Raw genomic sequence first — 21,772 nt, forward strand, 5'->3', positions numbered from 1 at the left:
CGCATCAGGCGGCGAACAGCTCCAACCGTCGCGGACTCTCGATCCCGGAGTAGTGGCTGGCATCGCCAGTGAGGATCTGACTTGTCCGACCGTGGATGTCCACCGGCACATCGCCGGCCAACGTGACGCGATGGAGCTCGCGCTGCTGGTCGCCGAAGTCGGCGATTCCGTAATGCTGGGTGGCCCGGTTGTCCCAGATGGCAACGTCACCCAGCCGCCAGTTCCATCGGAAGGTGTTCTCCAGCTTGGTAATGCGTGACTGCAGCAGCTGGAACAGTGCCGCGAACTCAGCGCCGTGAAACTCCGGGAAGCTCTTGACGAACTGCCCCAGTAGCAGGCTGCGCTCACCGGTCTCCGGGTGCACCCGCACCACCGGATGCAACGTTTCATACAGAGAGCTGGTGAACTCGCTGTAATACGCGGCACGGCGCTCGGCGCTCACCCCGCCCGATGCGCCCGCGCCCACGTAGTCATACAGGTTGGTGTGGGTGGCCCACAGGTCGTCGGCAAGCGCGCGCAACGGTGCGGGCAGCTGTTCGTACGCCGCAACCGTCGATGCCCAGGTGGTGGCGCCCCCATAGGACGGCAAGGTCACCGGCCGCAGGACCGACGCCTTCGGGATGCGGTCGACGAACGTGACGTCGGTGTGCCAACCGTTGGCGGCCCCTTCGAGGTTGAGCAGCTCACTGCCGTGAGAGGTCACCGTGGGGTGCGGCAGCGTCGGCTCCCCGAGCAGACTGGCGAATGCGTACTGTCCGGCGTCGTCCAGGTGGTGTTGTCCGGTAAACACCAGCACCTTGTTAACGGCCAGCGCGACGCGGATTGCCTCGGCGCGGTCGGCCGGAACATCGGCGCCGAGCCGCACACCGTCGACCCGGGCACCGATGTGTTCGCCGAGCTTTTCGACGGTGATCCCGGCGTCACGATAGATACGTCGTGTTTCGTTGTCACTCACCCCCGAATCTCAACAATCCCGGCGCCGTATGCCCAGGGATAGAGCCAAGTCGATTCGAAAGGACCGACGTCTACGACGGCAGATATGGTCGAACGGTGATCGCGTACGACGAGGAACTGCGGGACCGGATTCACCAATACCTGGCGGGCCATGACCGCCGGACTGTCGATGATCCGGAGAAACGCCGTGCTGCGGTGGCCGTAGTGCTGGTCGATTCGGATCTGGGGGAAGACCGCATCGACCCGGCACCGGTGGACGAGTGGATTGGCGGTCGCGAGATCCCCGAGCAGGGGCTGGACGGCAGGATGGTCGATGTCTCCGGTGGAGCGGCATTCCTGTTATGCCGCAGAACCTCTCGCCTCAACTCCCATGCCGCGCAATGGGCACTGCCCGGTGGACGATTGGATCCGGGTGAGGACGCGGTACAGGCCGCGCTGCGTGAACTGGACGAGGAACTGGGGGTGGCGCTGCCCGATTCGACGGTGCTTGGACTGCTCGACGACTACCCGACACGATCGGGATACGTGATAACCCCGGTGGTGGTGTGGGGCGGCGGCCGCCTCGAGATGCACCCCTCACCCGACGAGGTGGTGGCGGCCTACCGCGTGGGATTGCACCAACTCCAGCGTGAGGATTCGCCGCGCTACATCAACATTCCGGAGAGCCCACGCCCGGTGGTGCAGATCCCGCTGGGCAATGACCTCATCCACGCCCCGACCGGAGCCGTCCTATTACAGGTCAGATGGCTCTGCCTGGAAGGCCGCGGTGACCGCGTCGACGAGCTGGAGCAGCCGGTCTTCGCCTGGCGATAACCGGGGCCTAGGACACGTTGGCGCGCGCCAGCACCGTCGGCGTCCCATAGGGCGCGCTCTGCTCCGCCACCCAACCCGGGTCCAGGTACACCGAGTTCGACGCGATCACATTGCCGTCGCGCAGGATCTCACCGAGGTAGTTGCCGCCCTGGTCACTGAATATGCTCACCTGCGCTTCGCGAGCCGTCATCGATATGTCGTGCGTCCAGGGCACGAAGGGATCGAGCCAGGTGTACTTCTCCGCCTTCTCCCCCTTACCGGTGCGGTAGGAGATGACCACCTGACGATTGCTCCCCGGGTCCTGCGCTGTCACGCGGTAGGTCATTTTCACCCCGGGATCGGCATGAACGACCGGAGAAGACGGCAGCCCGATCATGGCACTGGATGCCAGAGCTACCAGCAGCACAAGAATTCTTCGCATGCGCTGGGATGCTAGCCGCCTCAGCGATCCCGCGGAGAGTGTCGCCGAACTTTGCGCTCCGGTACGCCGTTCGGCCCGGTGGTGGACAGCGCATACGTGCCGACGGCAAAGGCCACCGCCGGACCGTTGATCCCCAGCGCCTCCTTGCCGACGTTCGCGAGGTTGTCCTTGGGGCCGTGGTAGTTGGGGTCAAATGGTTGACCCGCACGTCCCTGCCACATCTTGGCTTCCGGACCGCTCATTCTGTCCAGCGCACCCGAGCTGATTCCGCCCACCGGAATATTGGCAGCCAGGAATGGCCCGTAATCGGATCTACCGTTGAACTCCTCGGCCGCCGGTCGCTTGCCCGCCAGGTTGAGGTATCCAGCGAAGGTCCGTTCGATACCCGCCGACCCCTCCGGAATGTCCAACGGCGGCCGGTTCGGGTCGGGTTTAGTGGCCGACTGGTCACCATCGAGCACGAAGTACCCGGCATTGGGCGAACCGAGCATGTCGAAGTTCAGGTACAGCGCGATGTCATTGAGCTCGTCGGCGTTGCGACCCTTGGCGTACTCGATCGACCCGGCCAGCCCGTCCTCTTCGGCAGCCCAGAAGGCGAACCTGACGGCGTTGTTGATCACCGGCTTGGGGCCAAGCTGCAGCGCGCTCTCCAAGACCGCAGCCACACCCGTTCCGTTGTCGTTGATGCCCGGGCCCTTGGCCACACTGTCCAGGTGCGCTCCGGCGAGCACCACATTCGCGGGGTCACCCGTTGCGGTCTGCGCGATGATGCTGCGTGAGCGCACCTTCGCGATGTTCATGTCCAGCACGAGGTTTATCGGTGACGAATTACGGCGCAGCAGCGTGTCGACTCCCGAATCGACGATCCCGACCGGAATGGACAGCTGCTCATAGTAATTGGGCGTGAAAAGGCCCTCACCGGCACCGGCCTGCATCACCACCAGCACCGCCGCCGCGCCCTTTTCCTTGGCGACATTGTGCTTGTCGACCACCGAACACCCGGCGCCGTCGACCACCGCGATCTGACCGTCGAGCTTGAGGGTGCCGTAATCGGCCGCGGCACAACCACCGGCCTTACCCGATGGCCGGATGACGTTGGCCTTGAGACCGCCCTTGGGGGTCTGGGCGAAATAGGAAGCCTGATCCACCGCGTACGGGCGACCGCCGATGTCGACGAGCGGCTTGCCCTCGGTGAGTACCTTCAGTCTGGACAGCTCCGGGGCCTGTACCTCGAAACCACGATCTTTCAATACCTTTGTCACGTAGTCGGCGCTGGCGTCGTAGCCGGGCGTGCCCTCGGCACGGTTCCCGCCGTGGGCGTCCGCCGCCTGCTGCAGCTGTTGCAGGTGCACCATCATCGCGTCCACCGTCACCGAACGCGCAAGGTCGGCTGCCAGATTCGGATTCGGTGCCGCCGGTGCACCGGCACCCGGTGGAGTCGGGCTGGCGCAGCAGCTCGCCACCGCCGCAATCGCAAGCAGGGAGCAACCACGCGCCAGTCCCCGAAACAACGCCATCAAACAAACCTCAATGAAACCTCTTGGAACCCCGGTGGAGTTGTGCGAATCGAGCAATCGCACACGCTACCGCACCAACGTTGGTTCCCAAGGCCTTTCGGAACGTTGCAACGAACCTGTTACCGCCGTTAGTCCTTCAGCTTATGCCGGGTACGGTCCTCGCGAATGGGCACACCGTTGCGCCCGTCGATGCTCTGCGCGTACAAGCCGATGGTGTACGCGACTCCGCCCGCGTTGATCTTGAGCGCGTCCTTGTTCACGTTCGCCAGGTTGTCGCCCGCCTGGTGGTAGTTCGGATCGAAGGGCTGGCCCGCCTTGCCGCCCCAGTCCCGCGCCTCATCGGCCGACATCTTCTCCTCGGCCCCAGAGAAGATGCCGCCGGTCGGGATGCCCGCCCTACTGAATGCGTCGTAGTCCGAACGGCCGTCGTATTCGGTGTCGTGTGCCTTCTTGCCCTGATCGGCAAGGTAGGCGACCTCGGTCCGCTCGATACCGGCCGAACCCTCCGGGATACGCACCGGTATCTCGTTCGGGTCGGCTTCTTCGGACAGGTCGCCGTCATAGGTGAGGTACGCGGCGTTCGGCGAACCGAGCATGTCGTAATTCAGATACAGGGCAATGTTTTTCAGCGCATCCACGTCCAGGGATTTGACGTAGTCCGTGGAGCCGATCAGCCCCTCCTCCTCCGCACCCCAGAACGCAAACCTCACCGCGTTTTTCACGTCCGGGTTCGGCCCCAGCTGCAGCGCGGTCTCCAGAACCGCCGCGGTACCGGTGCCGTTGTCGTTGATGCCCGGCCCTTCCGGAACGCTGTCGAGGTGCGCACCTGCCATCACGACATCCGTGGTGGCACCCGTCTTGGTCTGCGCGATCACATTGCGTGCCTTGATGTCCTTGGTCTCCGCATCGACCTTGAGGACCACCTGGTCGGGATGCGCGCGCAGATCCGCTCCAGCCGACTTCGTGACACCGACCACCGGAATCTTCGGGGTGGCGTCCTCACCGAGGGTGCCGCCCGCCTTGCTCTCGTCGACATTGTCCGCGACGATCAGGCCGACCGCGCCGCGCTCGGCGGCAGCCCTCTCCTTCTCGGCGAACGGGCACGATCCACGGTCGACCAGGACCACGGCGCCCTTGACATCCAAACCGTCGTAATCCTCGGCGGTGCAGCCCGGCGATTCTTCCGCACGGGCCGCTACCAGCCGTCCCTGAACCTGACCGCCCGGTGAGTACGACAGCACTGCGGCGTCGATCTTCTTGGGACCGACCATCAGATCCAACGATTTGGCCTGGAAGTACTTGAAGTCGAACTCGGGCGTCTGTACGTCGAATCCCTTGTCTTTCAGCGCTTTTACCACGTAGTCGACACTCTGATCGAAGCCAGGGGTGCCCACCGCCCGAGTGTTGTTGTTCTTGTCTGCGATCTCCTGAAGCTCCGAGAGGTGCTTCACGACGTTGTCGACGGTCACCTTCTCGTGCAGTGAATGCGCGAAACCAACCGCCTCCGCGGAGCCTGCCTGCGGCACCGAGCGGGGTGCGTCGCCGCCATCCCGATCGCACGCCGTCGCTGTCGCCAGTGCGCATACCGCCGACACCGCAACCGCACACACAACCCGCTTGGTCCCCATGGTTCTCCCTTGTCCGACTTAGACGTCGCGTCGCTGCACGACGACCAGGGCCGCAGCGAGCGTGATGACAACCACGGTAGCAAAGTAGATGAGAGAGCCGGTGGTACCCCAAACGAAGCGCACACCGTCGGAGGTGTACCACGGCACACCGGTAAACCTGATTGCGTTCGCGAAAGGAAGGAAGGGCTGCAACGCCTTTCCGGCATCAGTGAGCCAGCCCAGCATCAACTCGAGCACCGTCGGCCACAACAGCAGCACCGCAACAGCACCCGCGGTGTGCTTCAGCAACACACCCACCGCCACCGCGAGTACGGCACACAAGAACGCGTACACGCTCACCGAACCAATCGTGTTCCACACGCCGGCGCTGTCGAGCATCAAGTTCGCACCCGCCACGGGTCCGGCCATGGCGCGCACCAACACGATCGAGGTCAGCGTGGTGACCGCGGTGACCACTGCCACCCAGACCCCCGCGACCAGGGCCTTGGCACCGATTACCGACAACCTGTTGGGCGAGGCCTGAAAGGTGGTTCGCACCATTGCGGTTCGATTCTCATTGGTCACCGTCATCGCGGCGAGCACCATCAGCAGCGGCACCCCCACGACGGTCGCACCGCCCGCGGCGTCACCAGGGGTGATCGGCGCGTACACAGAGGCCGATCCGCCCTGCAGGCCCGCTAATCCCAACCCCAAGGCCAGGGCAAGCAGGCTGCACCACACCGCAGAACGCGAGGTGGATACCTTGATCCGCTCGGCCGCGATAACACCCATCAGCGAACACCCTCCGCGTCCGCAACTGCGTCCGCAGAGACCTGGCTGCGGTACTGCACGGCATCATCGGTCAGCGACAGGTACGCGTCCTCCAACGAAACCCGTTGCGGGGAAAGTTCGTACAAGGTGACGCCACGACGTGCGGCAAGCTCGCCGACCTGTTCGATAAGAGCACCGCTGATCTCCAGCACGCTTGCCTCTCCACCGTGTTCCGAAACGTGCACCGAGAAGCCACTTTCCTCCGCCGCCGTGCGCAGGGCCTCGAGTTGAGGGCTGCGCACCCGCACCACATCGGCGCCGGCCCGACTGACGAACTCATGCATGGATGTCGCCGCGATAAGCCGACCGCGGCCGATGACCACCAATTGGTCTGCCGTGTTGGCCATTTCGGAGAGCAGGTGACTGGAGACCAGCACCGTGCGGCCCTGCGCGGCCAGGCTCTGCATCAGGGTCCGAATCCAATGAATGCCTTCGGGGTCCAGGCCGTTGACCGGTTCATCGAACAGCAACACCTGGGGATCGCCGAGCAGTGCGACGGCAATGCCCAGCCGCTGCGACATACCCAGGGAGAAGGTGCCCGCATGACGACCGGCCACGTCGGTCAGCCCGACCATCTCCAGCACTTCGTCCACCCGCCGGGAAGGAATGTCATTGGCGGCGGCGATCCACCTCAGGTGGTTACGCGCCGTCCGATTGGGGTGAAACTGCTTGGGATCCAGCAGCGCCCCAACCTCGCGCAGCGGATGGTCGATCTCGTGATACTGCTTGCCGCCGATGGTCGCAGTCCCGGACGTCGGGCGAGCCAGCCCGACGATCATGCGCAACGTCGTTGACTTACCTGCCCCGTTGGGTCCCAGGAACCCGGTCACGACGCCCGGCTCGATGGTTACCGAGAGGTCATCGACCGCCGGGGTCTGCCCATAGACCTTGGTCAGCGACCGCAGTTCGATCATGCGGCCCACTATGCCAGCTATTGCAATGCGGGTCCGTCCGGTGCCGGGCTGGAGGCCTGCGCCCAAAATCGACGGGGTATGCGGCCGGCGTGACGAGCGAGGTGCCCGGCAGTTACGGCTGCTGACATGGCCGCGGCCATGCGTTCGGGATCGGCGGCGCGGGTCACGGCCGTCGCGAGCAGCACGGCATCGCAGCCGAGTTCCATCGCGAGCGCGGCATCGCTGGCGGTGCCGATTCCCGCGTCCAGGATCACCGGCACTCCGGCGGCCGCCACAATCATCTCGATGTTATGTGTGTTGGTGATGCCCAACCCGGTACCGATGGGAGCTCCGAGTGGCATCACCGCGACGCATCCCACGTCTTCCAATCTGCGGGCCAGCACCGGATCGTCGGTCGTGTAGGGCAGTACCACGAACCCGTCGTCGACGAGTTGCTCGGCCGCACGCACCAACTCCACGGCATCGGGAAGAAGCGTCCGTTCGTCGGCGATCACCTCCAACTTGATCCAGTTGGTCTCCAGCGCCTCACGGGCCAGTTGCGCGGTCAGCACGGCCTCGGCAGAACCGCGACATCCCGCGGTGTTGGGCAACGGCATGATGTCGAGTCGCTTGAGCAGATCCAGCACTCCGGTGCCCCCGGAGGCATCCACCCGCCGGATCGCGACGGTGGTCAGCTCGGTACCGGAGGCCAGCAGTGCCCGTTCCAGAATCGAGAGATTCGCGGCACCACCGGTCCCCATGATGAGCCGCGAACCGAATGAGCGGCCCGCGATACACAGCGGTTCGTCTGCACTAGCCACGGCGCCTACCCCCCTTGCACCGCGGTGACGACTTCGACCAGCGCACCGTCGGAAACGGTGGTGTCCCAATCGGATTTGGGCACGACGGTGTGGTTGATAGCCACCGCGATACCGCACTCGGGAAAGCCCAGTTGGTCGAGCAGCTGCCAGATGTTGGCACCCTCGGTGACCTTGCGCGCATCACCATTTACCTGAATGTTCATCGGGCCTCCTGACTATGTGCCTTCTCAAACCGGCGGGGATCGACGGCATTCGGCGACTCGCCTCCGTCAAGCACCACCCCGATCGTCTTCGCCGTCCACGGCGCGAGGAGAAACCCCGAGCGGCCATGACCGGCGGCCACGAGAGTCCGATCGTCGATCCTGCCCACCATGGGCAGATTGTCATCGGTCATCGGGCGTAGACCCGCCGCGCATTCGGCGAATTCGTACTCCCCCAGACAGGGCAGCACTGCACACGCGTCGTCGAGCAGGTCCCGCACGCCTGCCACGGCAGGCGCGGTGTCGTGGCCATGCTCGTACTGCGTGGCGCCCACGACGACACCGTCGTGTCGGGGCACCAGGTAGACATGGCGTCCGTGTACGCGCGCCCGGATCACGTTCGAGGGCGGGGGCATCGCGCCGGGGCGCCGTCGCAGCCTCAACACCTCGCCCTTCACCGGACGAATCGGCAGATTCGCGAGTGTCGCCGCCTGCACCCCGTTCGCGATCACGATCTGATCGGCAGATGCGTCTTCGACGTGGGCAACCGCAGGGCCCTTACGCACGCCGAGCGCCTCACATTCGGTGGCCAACACATGCAACACCGCACGATTGTCGACGGCGAGTTCTTCGGGCGCGGTAAATCCGCGACGGATGTTCTGCGCCAGCAGCGGCTCGATATCCCGGGCATTGGTGGTCGCGGAAACGGTATGACCGCGCCCGGCCAGCCAGTCCGCCATGGTCCTCAGCTCGCCGACATCGGCCGTGTCGACGGCCACGGTGAGTGACCCCCGCGCGGTGATCACCGCGCCTGCCGCGTCCTCGTCGAGGAAGCCGTCGCGCCAGATCCCGAGCGATTCGATACCCAGATCCAGCAGGTCATCCTCACCCGGCCAGGCCTCGCTGTAGGGCGCAAGCATGCCGCCCGCCACCCAGGACGGGCCCTTTCGGCCGTCGTCGTGGACGGTGACCTGCCAGCCGCGGCGGGCAGCTTCACGGGCCACGGAAAGCCCGATGACCCCGCCGCCGATGACGGCGACAGAGCCTGGTTGAGACGACATCACAATCGGAGTCACTCCCTTCGCCGGCATGACCCGGATCAGGTCGGACGGTCAGGGCTGGATTCGTTGGCCCACTCTCAGCCCGCTCATCCCGGGGCTCCCGCGTTACTTACATCTACAACGCTAGCGTCTTCGACTATGCACCCGCGTTCGGCCCGGCTTGGGTCTGCCCACCTCTATCTCTGTACCGACGCGCGCCGCGAGCGCGGCGATCTCGCCGAATTCGTGGATGCCGCCCTTGACGGCGGGGTCGACATCGTGCAGCTGCGCGACAAGGGTTCAGTCGGTGAGCAGCAGTTCGGCCGGCTTGAGCCCACCGAAGAACTGGAGTACCTGGCTGTTCTCGGTGCCGCCGCCGCACGTCACGGTGCCTTGTTCGCGGTCAACGACCGTGCCGATATCGCCCGCGTGGCGGGGGCCGACATCCTGCATCTCGGCCAGGACGACCTGCCTCTTACGGTCGCCAGGGAGATCGTCGGTCCGGATGTGCTGATCGGCCGGTCCACACATGACGCTGTTCAAGCCCGCCAGGCGGCCCTCGATACCGAGGTCGACTACTTCTGCTGCGGGCCGTGCTGGCCGACGCCCACCAAACCGGGCCGCACCGCGGCCGGCCTCGGGCTTGTCAGCACGGCCGCCGCCCTCGGAACTGCCAAGCCCTGGTTCGCTATCGGCGGTATCGACGAGGCGCGGGTGCCCGAGGTGGTCGCGGCCGGAGCATCGCGGATTGTCGTGGTGCGGGCGATCACCGCGTCGGTCGATCCCGGTGCGGCGGCAGCGTCCCTTCGCGAGCTAGTTCACCCAGCGCATACCGCACGCACGTAAACCACGCAGATCTGCTGCACCCGGTATGCGCTCGGCGTACGTCTCAGGGCCAGATCTGCGCCGGAGCCTCCGGATACTTCGCCTTCCAGCCCGCCCATTGCGCATCGGTAGGCCCGATCACGCTCTCGAGAATGGTCCACTTCGGGCCGGTCTTTCTGAGCAGGCCCTCATACCGCGTGGGGTCGGGGCCACCGGTGTCCTGCAGCTGACCGTCGATCAGTGCCCAGTCGTCAGCGCTCTTGAACGTCGTCACGTCGAGTTTGACGGGTTTACCCAGGTCGGCTTCGACACGAGCAAGCGCGGTCGCCACCACCTCGTTGCGCTCGCCCGGCCCGCTCTCCGCTTTCTCCGAGCTGCAGGCTCCCATCAGCACGCTCGTGATCACGGCCAGCATCAGGAGAAATCCGGTACGCATAACCGAACGCTACGGCAGTTGCCAGGCGAAGCGCCCGGGCTCAAGCTCGACGGTGCCGGGCCCGGAGAAACCATTCGATGTCCCCTGCAGCGTCGCGACCACCCGCAGCAGCGGCCACGCCGACTTGAACCCGGGATGCAACCGCATTCCCTCGATCTTTTCCTCGGGCACCCATCGCAGCTCGGTGCTCTCGTGATTGGCCTCGGTGGGCAACAACTCGGGGGCATCGGCAACAACCGTCGTGTACGTCCAGTGCGCCTGGCCGTCAATGCGTTTGGTCACCACCGAGGAGCGGATGGTCATGGCGCCCGGCTCGATTCCCGCTTCCTCGGCTGCCTCCCGGACCGCTGCCTGCTCGGCAGACTCATGGCTGTCCCGCGCCCCGCCGGGCAACGCCCAGGTACCACCCTGATGGCTCCACCAGGCCCGGTGCTGTAGCAGCACCGCAGGCTGTCCACTCGCCAGCGGTGCGCGCAACAGCAAACCCGCTGCACCGAACCGCCCCCAGAATCGCGCACCCGTGTCAGCGACAACCCATCCGTCACCGTCGCCACGCACAGAGTCCACAGTAGAGCCACCAAAGACTAAATATGCTCTTAGACTTCCCATTAAGGCCGGGAGAGGAAGGTAAGAGGTGACTGTCGGGACGACGCGGTTAGCACACCCGTCGACCGAGCCCGTCGGCGCGACAACACCCGTCGTGCCGGCTCATCCGTGGTGGTGGTTCCTTAAGTCCACTCCCGGCAAGATTCTGATGCTCGGTATCGTCCTGGCCACCGCCGGCGTGCTGTCCGCGGTGGCCACTTCGGCGAGCGTGCAGAACCGGCAACTCGCCCTGAGTACAGTGCTCAACCACACCGAACCGCTGGCGTACTCCGCCGGACAGCTGTACAGCACCCTGTCGGTCGCCGATGCCGCGGCGACCACCGCGTTCATCGCGGGCACCGAACCACAGGGCGTCCGCGAGCGGTACGAGCAGGCCATCACCGATGCCTCGACCGCACTCGTCGCCGCGTCCAGCGGTCTCACCGACCGGCCGATGCAGGAGCTGCTGAGCCGGATCAACGCCGAGCTGTCCGTTTACACCGGACTCGTCGAGACCGCGCGCACCAACAATCGGGCCAGCAATCCCGTCGGCGCCTCGTACCTGAGCGAGGCCTCCGCGCTGATGCAGCACACGATCCTGCCCGACGCGCAGCGTCTCTACGAGGAAACGTCCAACCGCGTCGATCAGGAGACCAGCGCATCCACCCGGGTGCCCTTCCCGGTGATCCTCATCGTGCTGGCCACCATGATCGGTGGGGTCCTCGGCCATCGCTGGTTGTCCAAGCAGACGCGACGCCTCATCAATCCCGGCATGCTGGCGGGGGGCGCGGCCCTACTGCTTATGGTGGTTTGGGTGGGCATCGCATTGGCCGTCTCCGCCTCGCTGGGCACCGACGCGCGCAATGGTGGCGCCCACTCGCTGAAAACCATCACCCAACTCGTCATCTCGGCTCAGCAGGCCCGCGCCGACGAGACACTGGCACTGATCCGCCGTGGTGATGAGAGCGTGCGCAAGAAGTCGTACTACGACCGCATCGACGAGATGGAACGAAAGATCGGCGAGTACCTGACCAACCCGGATGCCATCGCCCGCGCGGACCTGGAACGGGCGCAGCAGCTACTCACCAGATGGCGGCAGGCCGATGACCGGATCAACGCCTACATCGGTGTCGGCAACTACCAGGCTGCCACCCAGGTGGCGCTGGGCAGCAGTGAATCGGACTCGACACCGGCATTCGACAGCCTCGATGCGGCGCTGCGCAACGGCGTTCAGGACAGCCGTCGCCAACTCCGCTCGGGTGTTCTCAATGCCGAACGTGCGTTGACCTTGTCCTCCGCGGGCGCGTTGATCCTCTCGGTGGGTGGCGCGATATGCGTGGGGGTCGGTCTGTGGCCGAGGCTGAGCGAGTACCGATGATGAGAACAGCGACGCAGGGCACGGCACGCAGGCTTGCTGCGTTGGCGGTCACCGCCACCGTGCTGGCCGGATGCTCGACGCCCGAGAACTCCACTCCGCTGCCACAGCTCACCGTGCCGAGGCCGACCCCTGCCGAGATGACCGAACAGGAACCCAACCTCGCGCCGCTGACCAAGGTCGACACCTCGTGCGATCCCACCGCTAGTCTGCGGCCCACCAACGACCGGGCCGCCAACGATGACGCGGTCGCGGCGATCCGCAGGCGTGGCCGGCTCATCGTCGGGCTGGACATCGGAAGCAACTTGTTCAGCTTCCGCGACCCGATCACCGGCGAACTGACCGGATTCGATGTCGATATCGCCGGGGAGATCTCTCGCGACATCTTCGGCACCCCCGAGCGGGTGGAGTACCGGATTCTGTCCTCGGCGGATCGCATCGCGGCATTGAAGAACTCGACCGTCGACATCGTGGTGAAGACCATGACCATCACCTGCGCACGGCGCAAGGAGGTCAATTTCTCGACCGTCTATCTGATGACCTACCAACGGATTCTGACCAGCAGGGATTCGGGCATCACCAACGCACAGGACCTCTCCGGCAGACGGGTGTGCGCCGCGCGCGGCACCACTTCCCTGAACCGGCTCTCGCAGATCACCCCGCCGCCGGTGATCATGTCGGTGGTGACGTGGGCGGATTGCCTTGTGGCACTGCAACAACGCCAGGTCGACGCGGTGAGCACCGACGACTCGATACTCGCCGGCCTAATGTCCCAGGATCCGTACCTGCACATCATCGGGCCCAATATGAGCGATGAGCCGTACGGAATCGGCATGAAGCTCGAGAACACCGATCTGGTCCGGTACGTCAATCGCACCCTGGAACGCGTCCGGCGCGACGGCACCTGGAATGCCTTGTACCGCAAATGGCTGAGCGTGCTGGGGCCCGCACCCGCACCTCCGAGCGCAAAGTACCGGGACTGATGAGTAAAGATCCCGACAGCCTGGAGGACCCAGAGGATCTCGTCGACGACGCGGACGAAGGCGAAGGTCCGGGCACGCGGCCCGCATCCCTGGCGGACCTGGATGCGGACTCCGCGTCCACGATGCGCCCCATGGCTACCCAGGCCGTGTTCCGCGCTCCCGATTTCACCCAGCCCACCACCCAACCCACCACACAGCCAGAGGTCCGCGCCACCACCACACGAGTGCGGCTCTCCCCCACCCGCCGGCTCGGTGGCGGCCTGGTCGAGATCCCGCGCGTTCCGGAAATCGATCCACTGGCCGCCTTGATGACCAATCCGGTCGTCGAAGAGTCCAAGCGATTCTGCTGGAACTGCGGTAAACCGGTGGGCCGCTCCACGGAGGATGGCCCCGCCTGCAGCGAGGGCACCTGCCCGGCCTGCGGGTCCACCTTTTCCTTTTTGCCGCAGCTGAATCCCGGCGATGTGATTGCCGGGCAGTACGCCATCAAGGGCTGCATCGCCCACGGCGGTCTGGGATGGATCTACCTCGCGGTGGACCGCAACGTCAACGACCGTCCGGTGGTGCTCAAGGGGCTGGTGCATTCCGGTGACGCCGAAGCACAGAACATCGCGATGGCCGAGCGGCGATTCCTCGCCGAGGTGGCGCACCCCTCGATCGTGAAGATCTTCAACTTCGTCGAACACCCCGACCAGCACGGGAATCCGGTCGGATACATCGTGATGGAGTACGTCGGCGGCACCTCGCTCAAACAGCCCAAGGGCAAGGCCCTGCCCGTCGCACAGGCCATTGCCTACATGCTGGAAATTCTTCCCGCACTGGGCTTTCTGCACTCGGTTGGGCTCACCTACAACGACCTCAAGCCCGAGAACATCATGGTCACCGAGGAGCAGCTCAAACTCATCGACCTGGGCGCGGTGGCCGCGGTCAACGCCTACGGCAACCTGTACGGAACTCCCGGCTACCAGGCACCCGAAATCTCCAGGACCGGACCCACTGTCGCGTCGGACATCTACACGGTGGGGCGCACCCTCGCGGCGCTGACCCTGCGCATGCCAACCCGCAAGGGCCGATACAAGGACGGGTTGCCGAACGAGGATCCGGTGCTCGCCAAGTACGACTCGTATCACCGACTTTTGCGCCGGGCCATCGATCCCGATCCCACCGCTCGATTCGGCAGCGCCGAGGAGATGGCCACTCAGCTGGTGGGAGTCCTGCGCGAGGTGGTGGCGCTGGACTCGGGCACACCACGCCCGGGTATGTCCACCCTGTTCAGCCCGTCCCGGTCCACCTTCGGGGTTGACCTGCTGGTAGCCCACACCGACGTCTACGTCGACGGACTGGCTCACCCGCCGAGCCTGACGGCGCCGGATATCGTGACAGCTCTTCAGGTTCCGCTTCTCGACCCCACCGACGTGGGTGCCGCCATCCTGCAGGCGACCGTGCTGAGCCAGCCGATACAGACCCTCGAATCCTTGAAGGCCGCCCGCCTGGGCCGAATCGACGCCGACGGCGTGGATCTGACCGAATCGATGGAGCTGCCCCTGATGGAGGCGCGCGCGCTCCTCGATCTGGGCGATGTCGCCAAGGCCAACAGCAAGCTGGATCAGCTCGAGGACCGGGTAGGCACCCCGTGGCGACTGACCTGGTACCGCGGCATGGCGGCCCTTCTCAACGGTGACTACGACCAAGCTACAAAGCATTTCACCGCGGTTCTGGACTTCTTGCCCGGTGAGATCGCCCCCAAGATGGCACTTGCCGCCACCGCCGAACTGGGCAATGACGAGAAGAACCTCGACTTCTACCGCACCGTCTGGTCCACCGACAACAGCGTCATCTCCGCGGGATACGGGTTGGCTCGCACCCTGGCCTCCCGCGGGGAGCGAGCCGAGGCGGTGCGCATGCTCGACAACGTGCCCCCCACGTCGCGCCATTTCACCACCGCGCGCCTGACCAGTGCCGTCACGCTGCTTTCGGGTCGTACGCTCACCGAGGTCACCGAGGACGACATCCGCGAGGCGGCCCGCAGGGTGGAAGCACTACCCGAGACGGAACCGCGCGTGCTGCAGATCCGTGCGCTGGTGCTCGGGACCGCCCTGGACTGGATCAAGACCAATCATTCGACCGGACACCACATCCTGGGTGTCCCGTTCACCAAACGCGGCCTGCGCCAAGGTGTTGAGCGGAGTCTGCGGGCGTTGGCCCGCCGGGCCACCGAGCGCGCCCACCGTTATGCACTGGTCGATCTGGCCAACGCCACCCGGCCGACATCACTGCTTTAGAGCCGCCCCCACCGCCGCCCTGGCGATGGCCAGTTCCTCGTTAGTGGGCACCACCAGCACCGCCACCCGTGAAGCATCGGTGGAGATGCGGCGAATTTCGCTGGATCTCACCAGGTTTCGTTCCGGATCGATCTCTATGCCGAGCACTTCGAGTCCGGCCATGGCATCGGCACGCAGCACTGCGTCGTTCTCGCCCGCCCCGGCGGTGAAGGAGATGACATCGGCGCCACCCAATGTCGCGATGTAGGCGCCAATGTACTTGCGCAGCCGGTGCACATACACGTTGTACGCAAGCTGCGCCGATGCGTCTCCCGCCTCGATCAGCCGATGAATTTCACGAAAATCGTTGGCCCCGCAGAGGCCGAGCATGCCGGAACGGCGATTGAACACCGTGTCGATCTCATCGATGCTCATGCCGTGGCGCGCCAGATGGAACACAATGCCGGCGTCGATATCGCCGGTGCGGGTGCCCATCACAAGACCCTCCAGCGGAGTGAGGCCCATCGAGGTCTCCACCGCGCGGCCATGCAGGATCGCCGACGCCGATGCGCCGTTGCCGAGGTGCAGGACGATCTGGTTGATGTCGGCGTACCCGCGCCCCAGATAGCCGGCGGCCTGCTGTGACACGTATTGATGCGAGGTGCCGTGGAATCCGTAGCGCCGCACACCGTATCGCTCGGCGACCTCGCGATCCAGCGCATAGGTGGCCGCCGCTGGCGGCAGGCTGTAGAAGAACGCGGTGTCGAACACCGCCACCTGTGGCACGTCGGGCAGCAGGCGCCGGGCCACCTCGATGCCCTGCACACCGGCCGGGTTGTGTAGGGGCGCCAGCGAGGACAGCTCCGCGATCTGCGCGACCACGGCGTCGTCGAGCACCGTCGGCTCGTGGAACTTCTGTCCGCCGTGCACCACACGATGGCCCACCACCACCACGTCGTCGGTGTTGATGGAGTCGAAGACCAGCCGCAGTGCCTCTTCGTGATTGCGGACCGGCTCTTCACCGATGCGCTCCACCAGCCCGTGGGCATCCACCCGGCCCGAATCCGGTTCGATGAGCTGATATTTCACCGAAGACGAGCCGCAGTTCAGGACCAGCACCGCGCTCATCGGGTCAGGTCCTGGGCCTGGATCGCGGTGATCGCGACCGTGTTGACGATGTCCTCCACCAGAGCGCCGCGGGAGAGATCGTTGATGGGTTTGCGCAAGCCCTGCAGCACGGGACCGATGGCGATGGCTCCGGCACTGCGCTGCACCGCCTTATAGGTGTTGTTCCCGGTGTTGAGGTCCGGGAAGATCAGTACCGTCGCACGTCCGGCGACCAGGGAGTCGGGCATCTTGGTGGCCGCCACCGAGGGCTCCACCGCCGCGTCGTACTGGATGGGACCCTCGACCAACAGCTCGGGCTGCCTGGTACGAACCAATTCGGTTGCGATACGCACCTTTTCCACCTCGGCACCGCTACCCGAGTTTCCTGTCGAGTAGGACAGCATCGCGACCCGCGGGTCGATGCCGAACTGGGCCGCGGTGCGCGCCGAGGAGATGGCGATATCGGCCAGCTGCTCAGAGGTGGGGTCGGGCACGATGGCGCAGTCGCCATAGGCCAATACCCGGTCGGCCAGGCACATCAGGAAGATGCTGGACACTGTAGAAACACCGGACGTCGTCCTTATGATTTCGAACGCCGGCCTAATCGTGTGCGCGGTGGTGTGTGCCGCGCCCGACACCATGCCGTCGACGATGTCGTTGTACACCAGCATGGTGCCGAAGTACGAGACGTTGCGCATGATCTCGCGTGCACGATCAGGAGTCATGCCCTTGTGCTTGCGCAGCTCGAAGTACTGGCCCGCGAACTGCTCGGCGAGCTCACTGGTCTTGGGGCTGACCACCAGTGCATTCGAGATGTCCACGCCCAGCTCTGCTGCGCGGGAACGAATTTCCGCCTCTTCACCCAGGATTGTCAGATCTGCGACCTGGCGCTGCAGCAGTCGGCCGGCCGCCTTGAGGATCCTGTCGTCGTCGCCCTCCGGGAGCACGATGCGCTTACGGTTGTCCCGCGCCCGATCCAGCAGCTGATACTCGAACATCTGCGGCGTGGTGACTGATGGGATCGGAATGGCCAACTGCGCGATGAGATCCGCGCCATCGACATACCGATCCATCAGCGCCAGCGCGGTGTCGATCTTGCGGGCCGAGGCCACCGTGACACGGCCCCGGGCATGCGCCGCGGCGCTCGCGGTCTCGAACGTGCCCGAATCCGTCTCGATGATCGGCAACCGCAGCCCGATCCCGTCCACCAGGTCGGCGATCCGCGGGTGCAGCTTGAGTCCGCCGTTGAGGATGATCGCGGACAGCGATGGAAATCCTTCCGCCACATGCGCACTCGCCACCGCCAGCAGCACATCGGATCGGTCGGCGGGGAAGATGACGGCCTGCCCCTCTTGCAGGCGCTCCAAACAGTGCTCGGCCGTCATGCCTGCCACCATGAAGCTGGTGGCCTCGCGGGACAGCAGTGCCTCGTCGCCGCTGACCAAGGAGCCCTTCACCGCTTTCATGAGCTCTTCTACCGAGGGCGAGACCAGCAGCGGCACCTCGGGCAGCACCCAGGCCGGCTTGTCGAAACGCGACAACGCCTGGCGCACCTCGTCCAGCTGATCGGGATTACACCGGTTGGCCACAATGGCGGCGGTGTGTGCACGCTGCACCTTGAGCTCGCCGAGACAGACCTCGGCAAGGGCCGCCACCTCGTCCGGCGTTCGATCGAATCCCTTGATGGTCAACAGAACCGGGGCGCCGAGATTGACCGCGATGCGGGCGTTGGTACTCAGCTCGCTGGGACTTGCGACATCGGTGTAGTCGCTGCCGACGATCACCACAGCGTCACAGCGCTCGGCGAGCGCGTGGTACCTGTCGACGATCTGGGCGATCGCCGCATCTGGATCCTGATGGAGATCGTGGTACGAGACGCCGAGACAATCCTCATAGGCGATGTCTGCGGTGCTCTGCTCCAGTAGCAGTTCCAGGATGTAGTCCACACTCTCCCCGGAGCGCGCGATGGGGCGGAACACACCCACGCGTGCCACCGACGCGGCCAGCCGATGCATCACACCCAGTGCGACGGTGGACTTTCCGGTATCACCTTCGGGTGAGGCAATGTAGATACTGGACGCCTTCAATCCTCTAGCCTCGGTCATGCACGCCTTCCTACACGAGTGAATCGCAGCGTCAGAATCTTGAACGGACGCAATGTCAGTTGAATATCGTTGACCAGGAGTTTGATCGCATCTGGATACTCGATCGGCCGTTCCAGAAGATCGGTCACGGCCACCCCGTCGTGGCTGAAATCCGCATGGATGCTCACATCGGCCCGTCCACCGCGCGACTCATACAGCCGGACGATCAGATCACCACTGCGGTCGTTGGCCAGCTTCACCGATTCCACGACGACGGCCGGGTTATCCAGGCTGATAAGAGGTTCGATGCTCGCTGCGGCGCCCTCGACGACCCTGGTGTCAAGGTTGCGCCGGTACCCCTGCTCGACGGCGTCGCCGATCGTCGCGCCGGGCCGCACCGAGAACCTCAATCGGTGACGCCCCTGATCGCAATCGGGATCCGGGAAGAGCGGAGCACGCAAAAGGGACATCCGCACCACGGTGGTGGTGCCACGTCTACTGATGTCGTGTCCATAGGTCGAATCGTTGGCCACCGCCACGCCGTATCCGGATTCGCCCACATGCACCCAGCGGTGCGCACAGATCTCGAACTTGGCTTCGTCCCACGAGGTGTTGGCGTGCGTGGGCCGATACACATGGCCGAACTGGGTTTCCGACGCCGATCGGTCGGCCTGCACGTCGAACGGGAACGCCAATTTGAGCAGCTTCTCGGACTCGTGCCAGTCGATATCGATCTCGATGTCCAGTGCGGGCGAGCCATCCTGCAGCGTGATGCTTTGCACAAGATGCGAATTGCCGAATTCACGCTCGATCACCAGCGCACCGTCCACGGCGGCAACCGAGCTCGCCGACGTCAGATTGGTGACGGTGTTCCGGTAGAAGCCGTCGACATCCCAGGCGTCCCACTGGTTCGGTGTATCGCGATGCAACTGCAGCAGGTTCCCCGGTGCCGCCATGGCCTCCCGGCCGCTGGCAGCATCGATGAGGGAGACCAACAGACCGTCAGCATCGAAGGTGGCCGCCAGAACACCGTTGTCCAGCAGGAACCCTCCGTCATTCGTCACGGGAGTGACGGACGTGGGCTGATCGGCGACGACGGCGCCCAGCGCGGGTACCCCGTCGCGATCGTGCGGCGCGGCATTGAAGGCCAGCCTGCGGTCGCCCTGGCCCGCCAGGGTCCGTGTCGCAGATTCGATGATGGCTTCCAGCCTGGTCGCGATCGACGCGTAGTTCCGTTCGGCGTCCCGGTGCACCCAGGCGATGGAGCTACCGGGCAGGATGTCGTGGAACTGCTGCAGTAGCACCAGCTTCCAGATCTCCTCCAGCTCGTCGTACGGGTACTCGTATCCGGCGTGCACCGCTGCCGTCGCCGCCCACAGCTCGGCCTCACGCAGCAAGTGCTCGCTGCGTCGGTTGCCCTGCTTGGTGTTGGCCTGTGAGGTGTACGTGCCGCGGTGCAGCTCCAGGTAGAGCTCACCGGACCAGCGCGGCGGGTTGGCGTACTCGGCTTGGGCGGCGGCAAAAAACTCCGCTGGGGTACCCAGGGCCACTGTCGGTGAGCCTTCCAGCGACCGCTTGCGCGTGGCGTAGGCCAGCATTTCGCGGGTGGGGCCGCCGCCCCCGTCTCCGTAGCCGAAGGGCACCAGCGACATGGTGCCCGCCCCGGAGTCGCGGTAGTTGCGCTGCGCATGCGCGAGGTCGCCGCCGCCCAGATCGGAGTTGTAGGTGTCGACGGGCGGGAAATGCGTGAATACCCCGGTGCCGTCGATCCCTTCCCAGATGAAGGTGTGGTGCGGCATCCGGTTGACCGAGTTCCACGAAATCTTCTGTGTCAAAAAGTATTCCGATCCGGCAGCGGTGACGATCTGGGGCATCGCCGCCGAGTAACCGAACGAGTCGGGCAGCCACACCTCCGGGGTATCGATCCCGAACTCGTCGAGGAAGAACTGCTTGCCCGCCACGAACTGGCGGGCCATCGCCTCCGCGCCGGGCATGTTCGTATCGGCCTCGACCCACATGCCACCCACTGGAATGAACTGTCCCGCAGCGACTTTCTCTTTGATACGGGCGAACAGAGTGGGGTACTTGTCCTTGATCCACGCGTACTGCTGCGCCGAAGAGCAGGCGAACCGGAAGTCCGGATGCCGGTCCATCAGGTCGACCATGTTCGAGAAGGTTCGTGCACACTTACGGACCGTCTCACGCACCGGCCACAGCCACGCCGAGTCGATATGAGCGTGTCCGACGGCGGTGATCCGATGGGCACTGGCGTATGCGGGGCGCGCCAGCACCTCGGCGAGTTCGGCACGTCCGGCGGCCGCGGTACCCGCGAGATCCTCGGGATCCACCGTGTCCACCATGCGTTCCAGCGCACGCAGAATCTCATGGCGGCGCGGCAGATCCTCGGGGAGCGTATGCATCAGCCCGTCCAGGGTGGCGATGTCCTGCTGTAGCCCCCACAGGTTCAGGTCGCGCAGCGCAAGATCGATACCACCCAGCCGATACAGCGCCTCATCACCGGAAGTAGCCTTGTCTCCCAATGGCATTGGCGACCAGAAGTGCTTGCCGATGTCCGGGTTGGCGGCGGCCTCGATGTAGAAGTCCACCGGGGCATCCGGATCGTCGATGGGCACGAACGCGTTGCGCGGCGCGATGCCCTTCACCACGGTGCCGTCGGGCCGGTACACCAACCCCTCGGCGTTGAAGCCCGGCCCACCGGTGAAGCCGAGTTCGACCCTCATCTCCGGGGCACCCTCGGACCGGCCGCGCCACCGCTCCGGAATGGTTCCCGTCACGTGCAGCCACATCGTCGACCAGGGTGGCCCCCAGGGCGTCCCGGGAGTGATCTCGGTGAATTCCTGGGCTGCCGCCTCAGCGAACGGCACCGGCTCCCCTGGCGCGTTCCACGCCGTCAGCGTCAGCGGCGCCGCATCGACGTAGATGGCGCAGTTCAGCCGCTTATCGACGAAGCGCCGAATGCGGTCCTCAACAATTCGCCGGTCGTCATGCATGACCTGAC

At 65.2% G+C, this 21,772-nt stretch carries 19 protein-coding genes and 1 riboswitch; of the genes, 5 read left to right on the forward strand and 14 right to left on the reverse strand.

Annotated features, from left to right (window positions below):
* Positions 1-4: 4 nt before the first annotated feature.
* Positions 5-955 carry a TauD/TfdA dioxygenase family protein gene (locus BB28_RS21250; RefSeq protein ID WP_046254944.1) on the reverse strand — a complete coding sequence of 317 codons (951 nt, stop codon included), beginning with the start codon at positions 953-955 and terminating at the stop codon, positions 5-7.
* Between the two features lie 95 nt (positions 956-1,050).
* On the opposite strand from BB28_RS21250, the gene BB28_RS21255 reads away from it, so the two are divergent.
* Positions 1,051-1,767, forward strand: a complete 717-nt coding sequence (locus BB28_RS21255; RefSeq protein ID WP_046254945.1) for an NUDIX hydrolase — start codon at positions 1,051-1,053, stop codon at positions 1,765-1,767.
* 7 nt (positions 1,768-1,774) lie between these two features.
* Here the strand turns inward: BB28_RS21255 and BB28_RS21260 are convergent, their stop codons facing one another.
* The 8 genes from BB28_RS21260 to thiO form a co-directional block, all read right to left on the reverse strand.
* Positions 1,775-2,170, reverse strand: coding sequence for a hypothetical protein (locus BB28_RS21260; RefSeq protein WP_030096274.1), 396 nt, complete (start codon positions 2,168-2,170; stop codon positions 1,775-1,777).
* Between the two features lie 38 nt (positions 2,171-2,208).
* Positions 2,209-3,705, reverse strand: coding sequence for a M28 family metallopeptidase (locus BB28_RS21265; RefSeq protein ID WP_046254946.1), 1,497 nt, complete (start codon positions 3,703-3,705; stop codon positions 2,209-2,211).
* A 128-nt stretch (positions 3,706-3,833) separates the two neighbouring features.
* The gene (locus BB28_RS21270; RefSeq protein ID WP_046254947.1) at positions 3,834-5,333 is read right to left on the reverse strand and encodes a M28 family metallopeptidase; all 1,500 of its coding nucleotides are present in this window, start codon (positions 5,331-5,333) and stop codon (positions 3,834-3,836) included.
* Between the two features lie 18 nt (positions 5,334-5,351).
* Positions 5,352-6,104 (reverse strand): ABC transporter permease, encoded by a 753-nt coding sequence (locus BB28_RS21275; RefSeq protein ID WP_046254948.1) that lies wholly within the window; start codon positions 6,102-6,104, stop codon positions 5,352-5,354.
* Entirely contained in the window at positions 6,104-7,057 is a 954-nt protein-coding gene (locus BB28_RS21280; protein ID WP_046254949.1) for an ABC transporter ATP-binding protein, read from the reverse strand. The genes BB28_RS21275 and BB28_RS21280 overlap by 1 nt, the downstream gene beginning before the upstream one ends.
* A 17-nt stretch (positions 7,058-7,074) precedes the next feature.
* A complete protein-coding gene (gene thiG / locus BB28_RS21285) occupies positions 7,075-7,797 on the reverse strand; it encodes a thiazole synthase (RefSeq protein ID WP_046256048.1) in 723 nt (240 codons plus the stop codon).
* 65 nt (positions 7,798-7,862) lie between these two features.
* Positions 7,863-8,060, reverse strand: coding sequence for a sulfur carrier protein ThiS (gene thiS / locus BB28_RS21290; protein WP_046254950.1), 198 nt, complete (start codon positions 8,058-8,060; stop codon positions 7,863-7,865).
* Positions 8,057-9,118 (reverse strand): glycine oxidase ThiO, encoded by a 1,062-nt coding sequence (gene thiO / locus BB28_RS21295; protein ID WP_046256049.1) that lies wholly within the window; start codon positions 9,116-9,118, stop codon positions 8,057-8,059. Before thiO ends, thiS begins: the two co-directional genes overlap by 4 nt.
* Positions 9,117-9,232: riboswitch (TPP riboswitch) on the reverse strand. (Overlaps the previous gene by 2 nt.)
* Positions 9,233-9,256: 24 nt before the next feature.
* On the opposite strand from thiO, the gene thiE reads away from it, so the two are divergent.
* Complete coding sequence (gene thiE / locus BB28_RS21300) at positions 9,257-9,943, forward strand: thiamine phosphate synthase (protein WP_046254951.1); 687 nt, start codon at positions 9,257-9,259, stop codon at positions 9,941-9,943.
* 43 nt (positions 9,944-9,986) lie between these two features.
* On the opposite strand, the gene BB28_RS21305 is transcribed toward thiE, so the two are convergent.
* Together BB28_RS21305 and BB28_RS21310 are read right to left on the reverse strand one after the other, a co-directional pair.
* Positions 9,987-10,358 (reverse strand): hypothetical protein, encoded by a 372-nt coding sequence (locus BB28_RS21305; protein WP_046254952.1) that lies wholly within the window; start codon positions 10,356-10,358, stop codon positions 9,987-9,989.
* Positions 10,359-10,367: 9 nt separating this feature from the next.
* Complete coding sequence (locus BB28_RS21310; protein WP_030096264.1) at positions 10,368-10,916, reverse strand: NUDIX domain-containing protein; 549 nt, start codon at positions 10,914-10,916, stop codon at positions 10,368-10,370.
* A 76-nt stretch (positions 10,917-10,992) separates the two neighbouring features.
* Here BB28_RS21310 and BB28_RS21315 point away from each other — a divergent pair, with 76 nt between their 5' ends.
* Genes BB28_RS21315 through BB28_RS21325 form a run of 3 tightly spaced genes read left to right on the forward strand, consistent with a single transcriptional unit; the run spans position 10,993 to position 15,583 of the window.
* Positions 10,993-12,321, forward strand: coding sequence for a hypothetical protein (locus BB28_RS21315; RefSeq protein ID WP_046254953.1), 1,329 nt, complete (start codon positions 10,993-10,995; stop codon positions 12,319-12,321).
* Entirely contained in the window at positions 12,318-13,301 is a 984-nt protein-coding gene (locus tag BB28_RS21320) for a glutamate ABC transporter substrate-binding protein (protein ID WP_046254954.1), read from the forward strand. The genes BB28_RS21315 and BB28_RS21320 overlap by 4 nt, the downstream gene beginning before the upstream one ends.
* Entirely contained in the window at positions 13,301-15,583 is a 2,283-nt protein-coding gene (locus tag BB28_RS21325) for a serine/threonine-protein kinase PknG (protein ID WP_046256050.1), read from the forward strand. Before BB28_RS21320 ends, BB28_RS21325 begins: the two co-directional genes overlap by 1 nt.
* On the opposite strand, the gene BB28_RS21330 is transcribed toward BB28_RS21325, so the two are convergent.
* From BB28_RS21330 to BB28_RS21340, 3 genes are read right to left on the reverse strand one after another with little or no spacing between them, the layout of a single operon-like run.
* The gene (locus BB28_RS21330; RefSeq protein WP_046254955.1) at positions 15,572-16,690 is read right to left on the reverse strand and encodes an acetate kinase; all 1,119 of its coding nucleotides are present in this window, start codon (positions 16,688-16,690) and stop codon (positions 15,572-15,574) included. The two genes, BB28_RS21325 and BB28_RS21330, sit on opposite strands and share 12 nt — an antisense overlap.
* Positions 16,687-18,774 carry a phosphate acetyltransferase gene (pta, locus tag BB28_RS21335; RefSeq protein ID WP_046254956.1) on the reverse strand — a complete coding sequence of 696 codons (2,088 nt, stop codon included), beginning with the start codon at positions 18,772-18,774 and terminating at the stop codon, positions 16,687-16,689. Before pta ends, BB28_RS21330 begins: the two co-directional genes overlap by 4 nt.
* Entirely contained in the window at positions 18,771-21,764 is a 2,994-nt protein-coding gene (locus BB28_RS21340; protein WP_046254957.1) for an alpha-mannosidase, read from the reverse strand. Before BB28_RS21340 ends, pta begins: the two co-directional genes overlap by 4 nt.
* Positions 21,765-21,772 lie beyond the last annotated feature (8 nt).

It is taken from the genome of Mycobacteroides chelonae CCUG 47445, from assembly GCF_001632805.1.
GTDB lineage: Bacteria > Actinomycetota > Actinomycetes > Mycobacteriales > Mycobacteriaceae > Mycobacterium > Mycobacterium chelonae.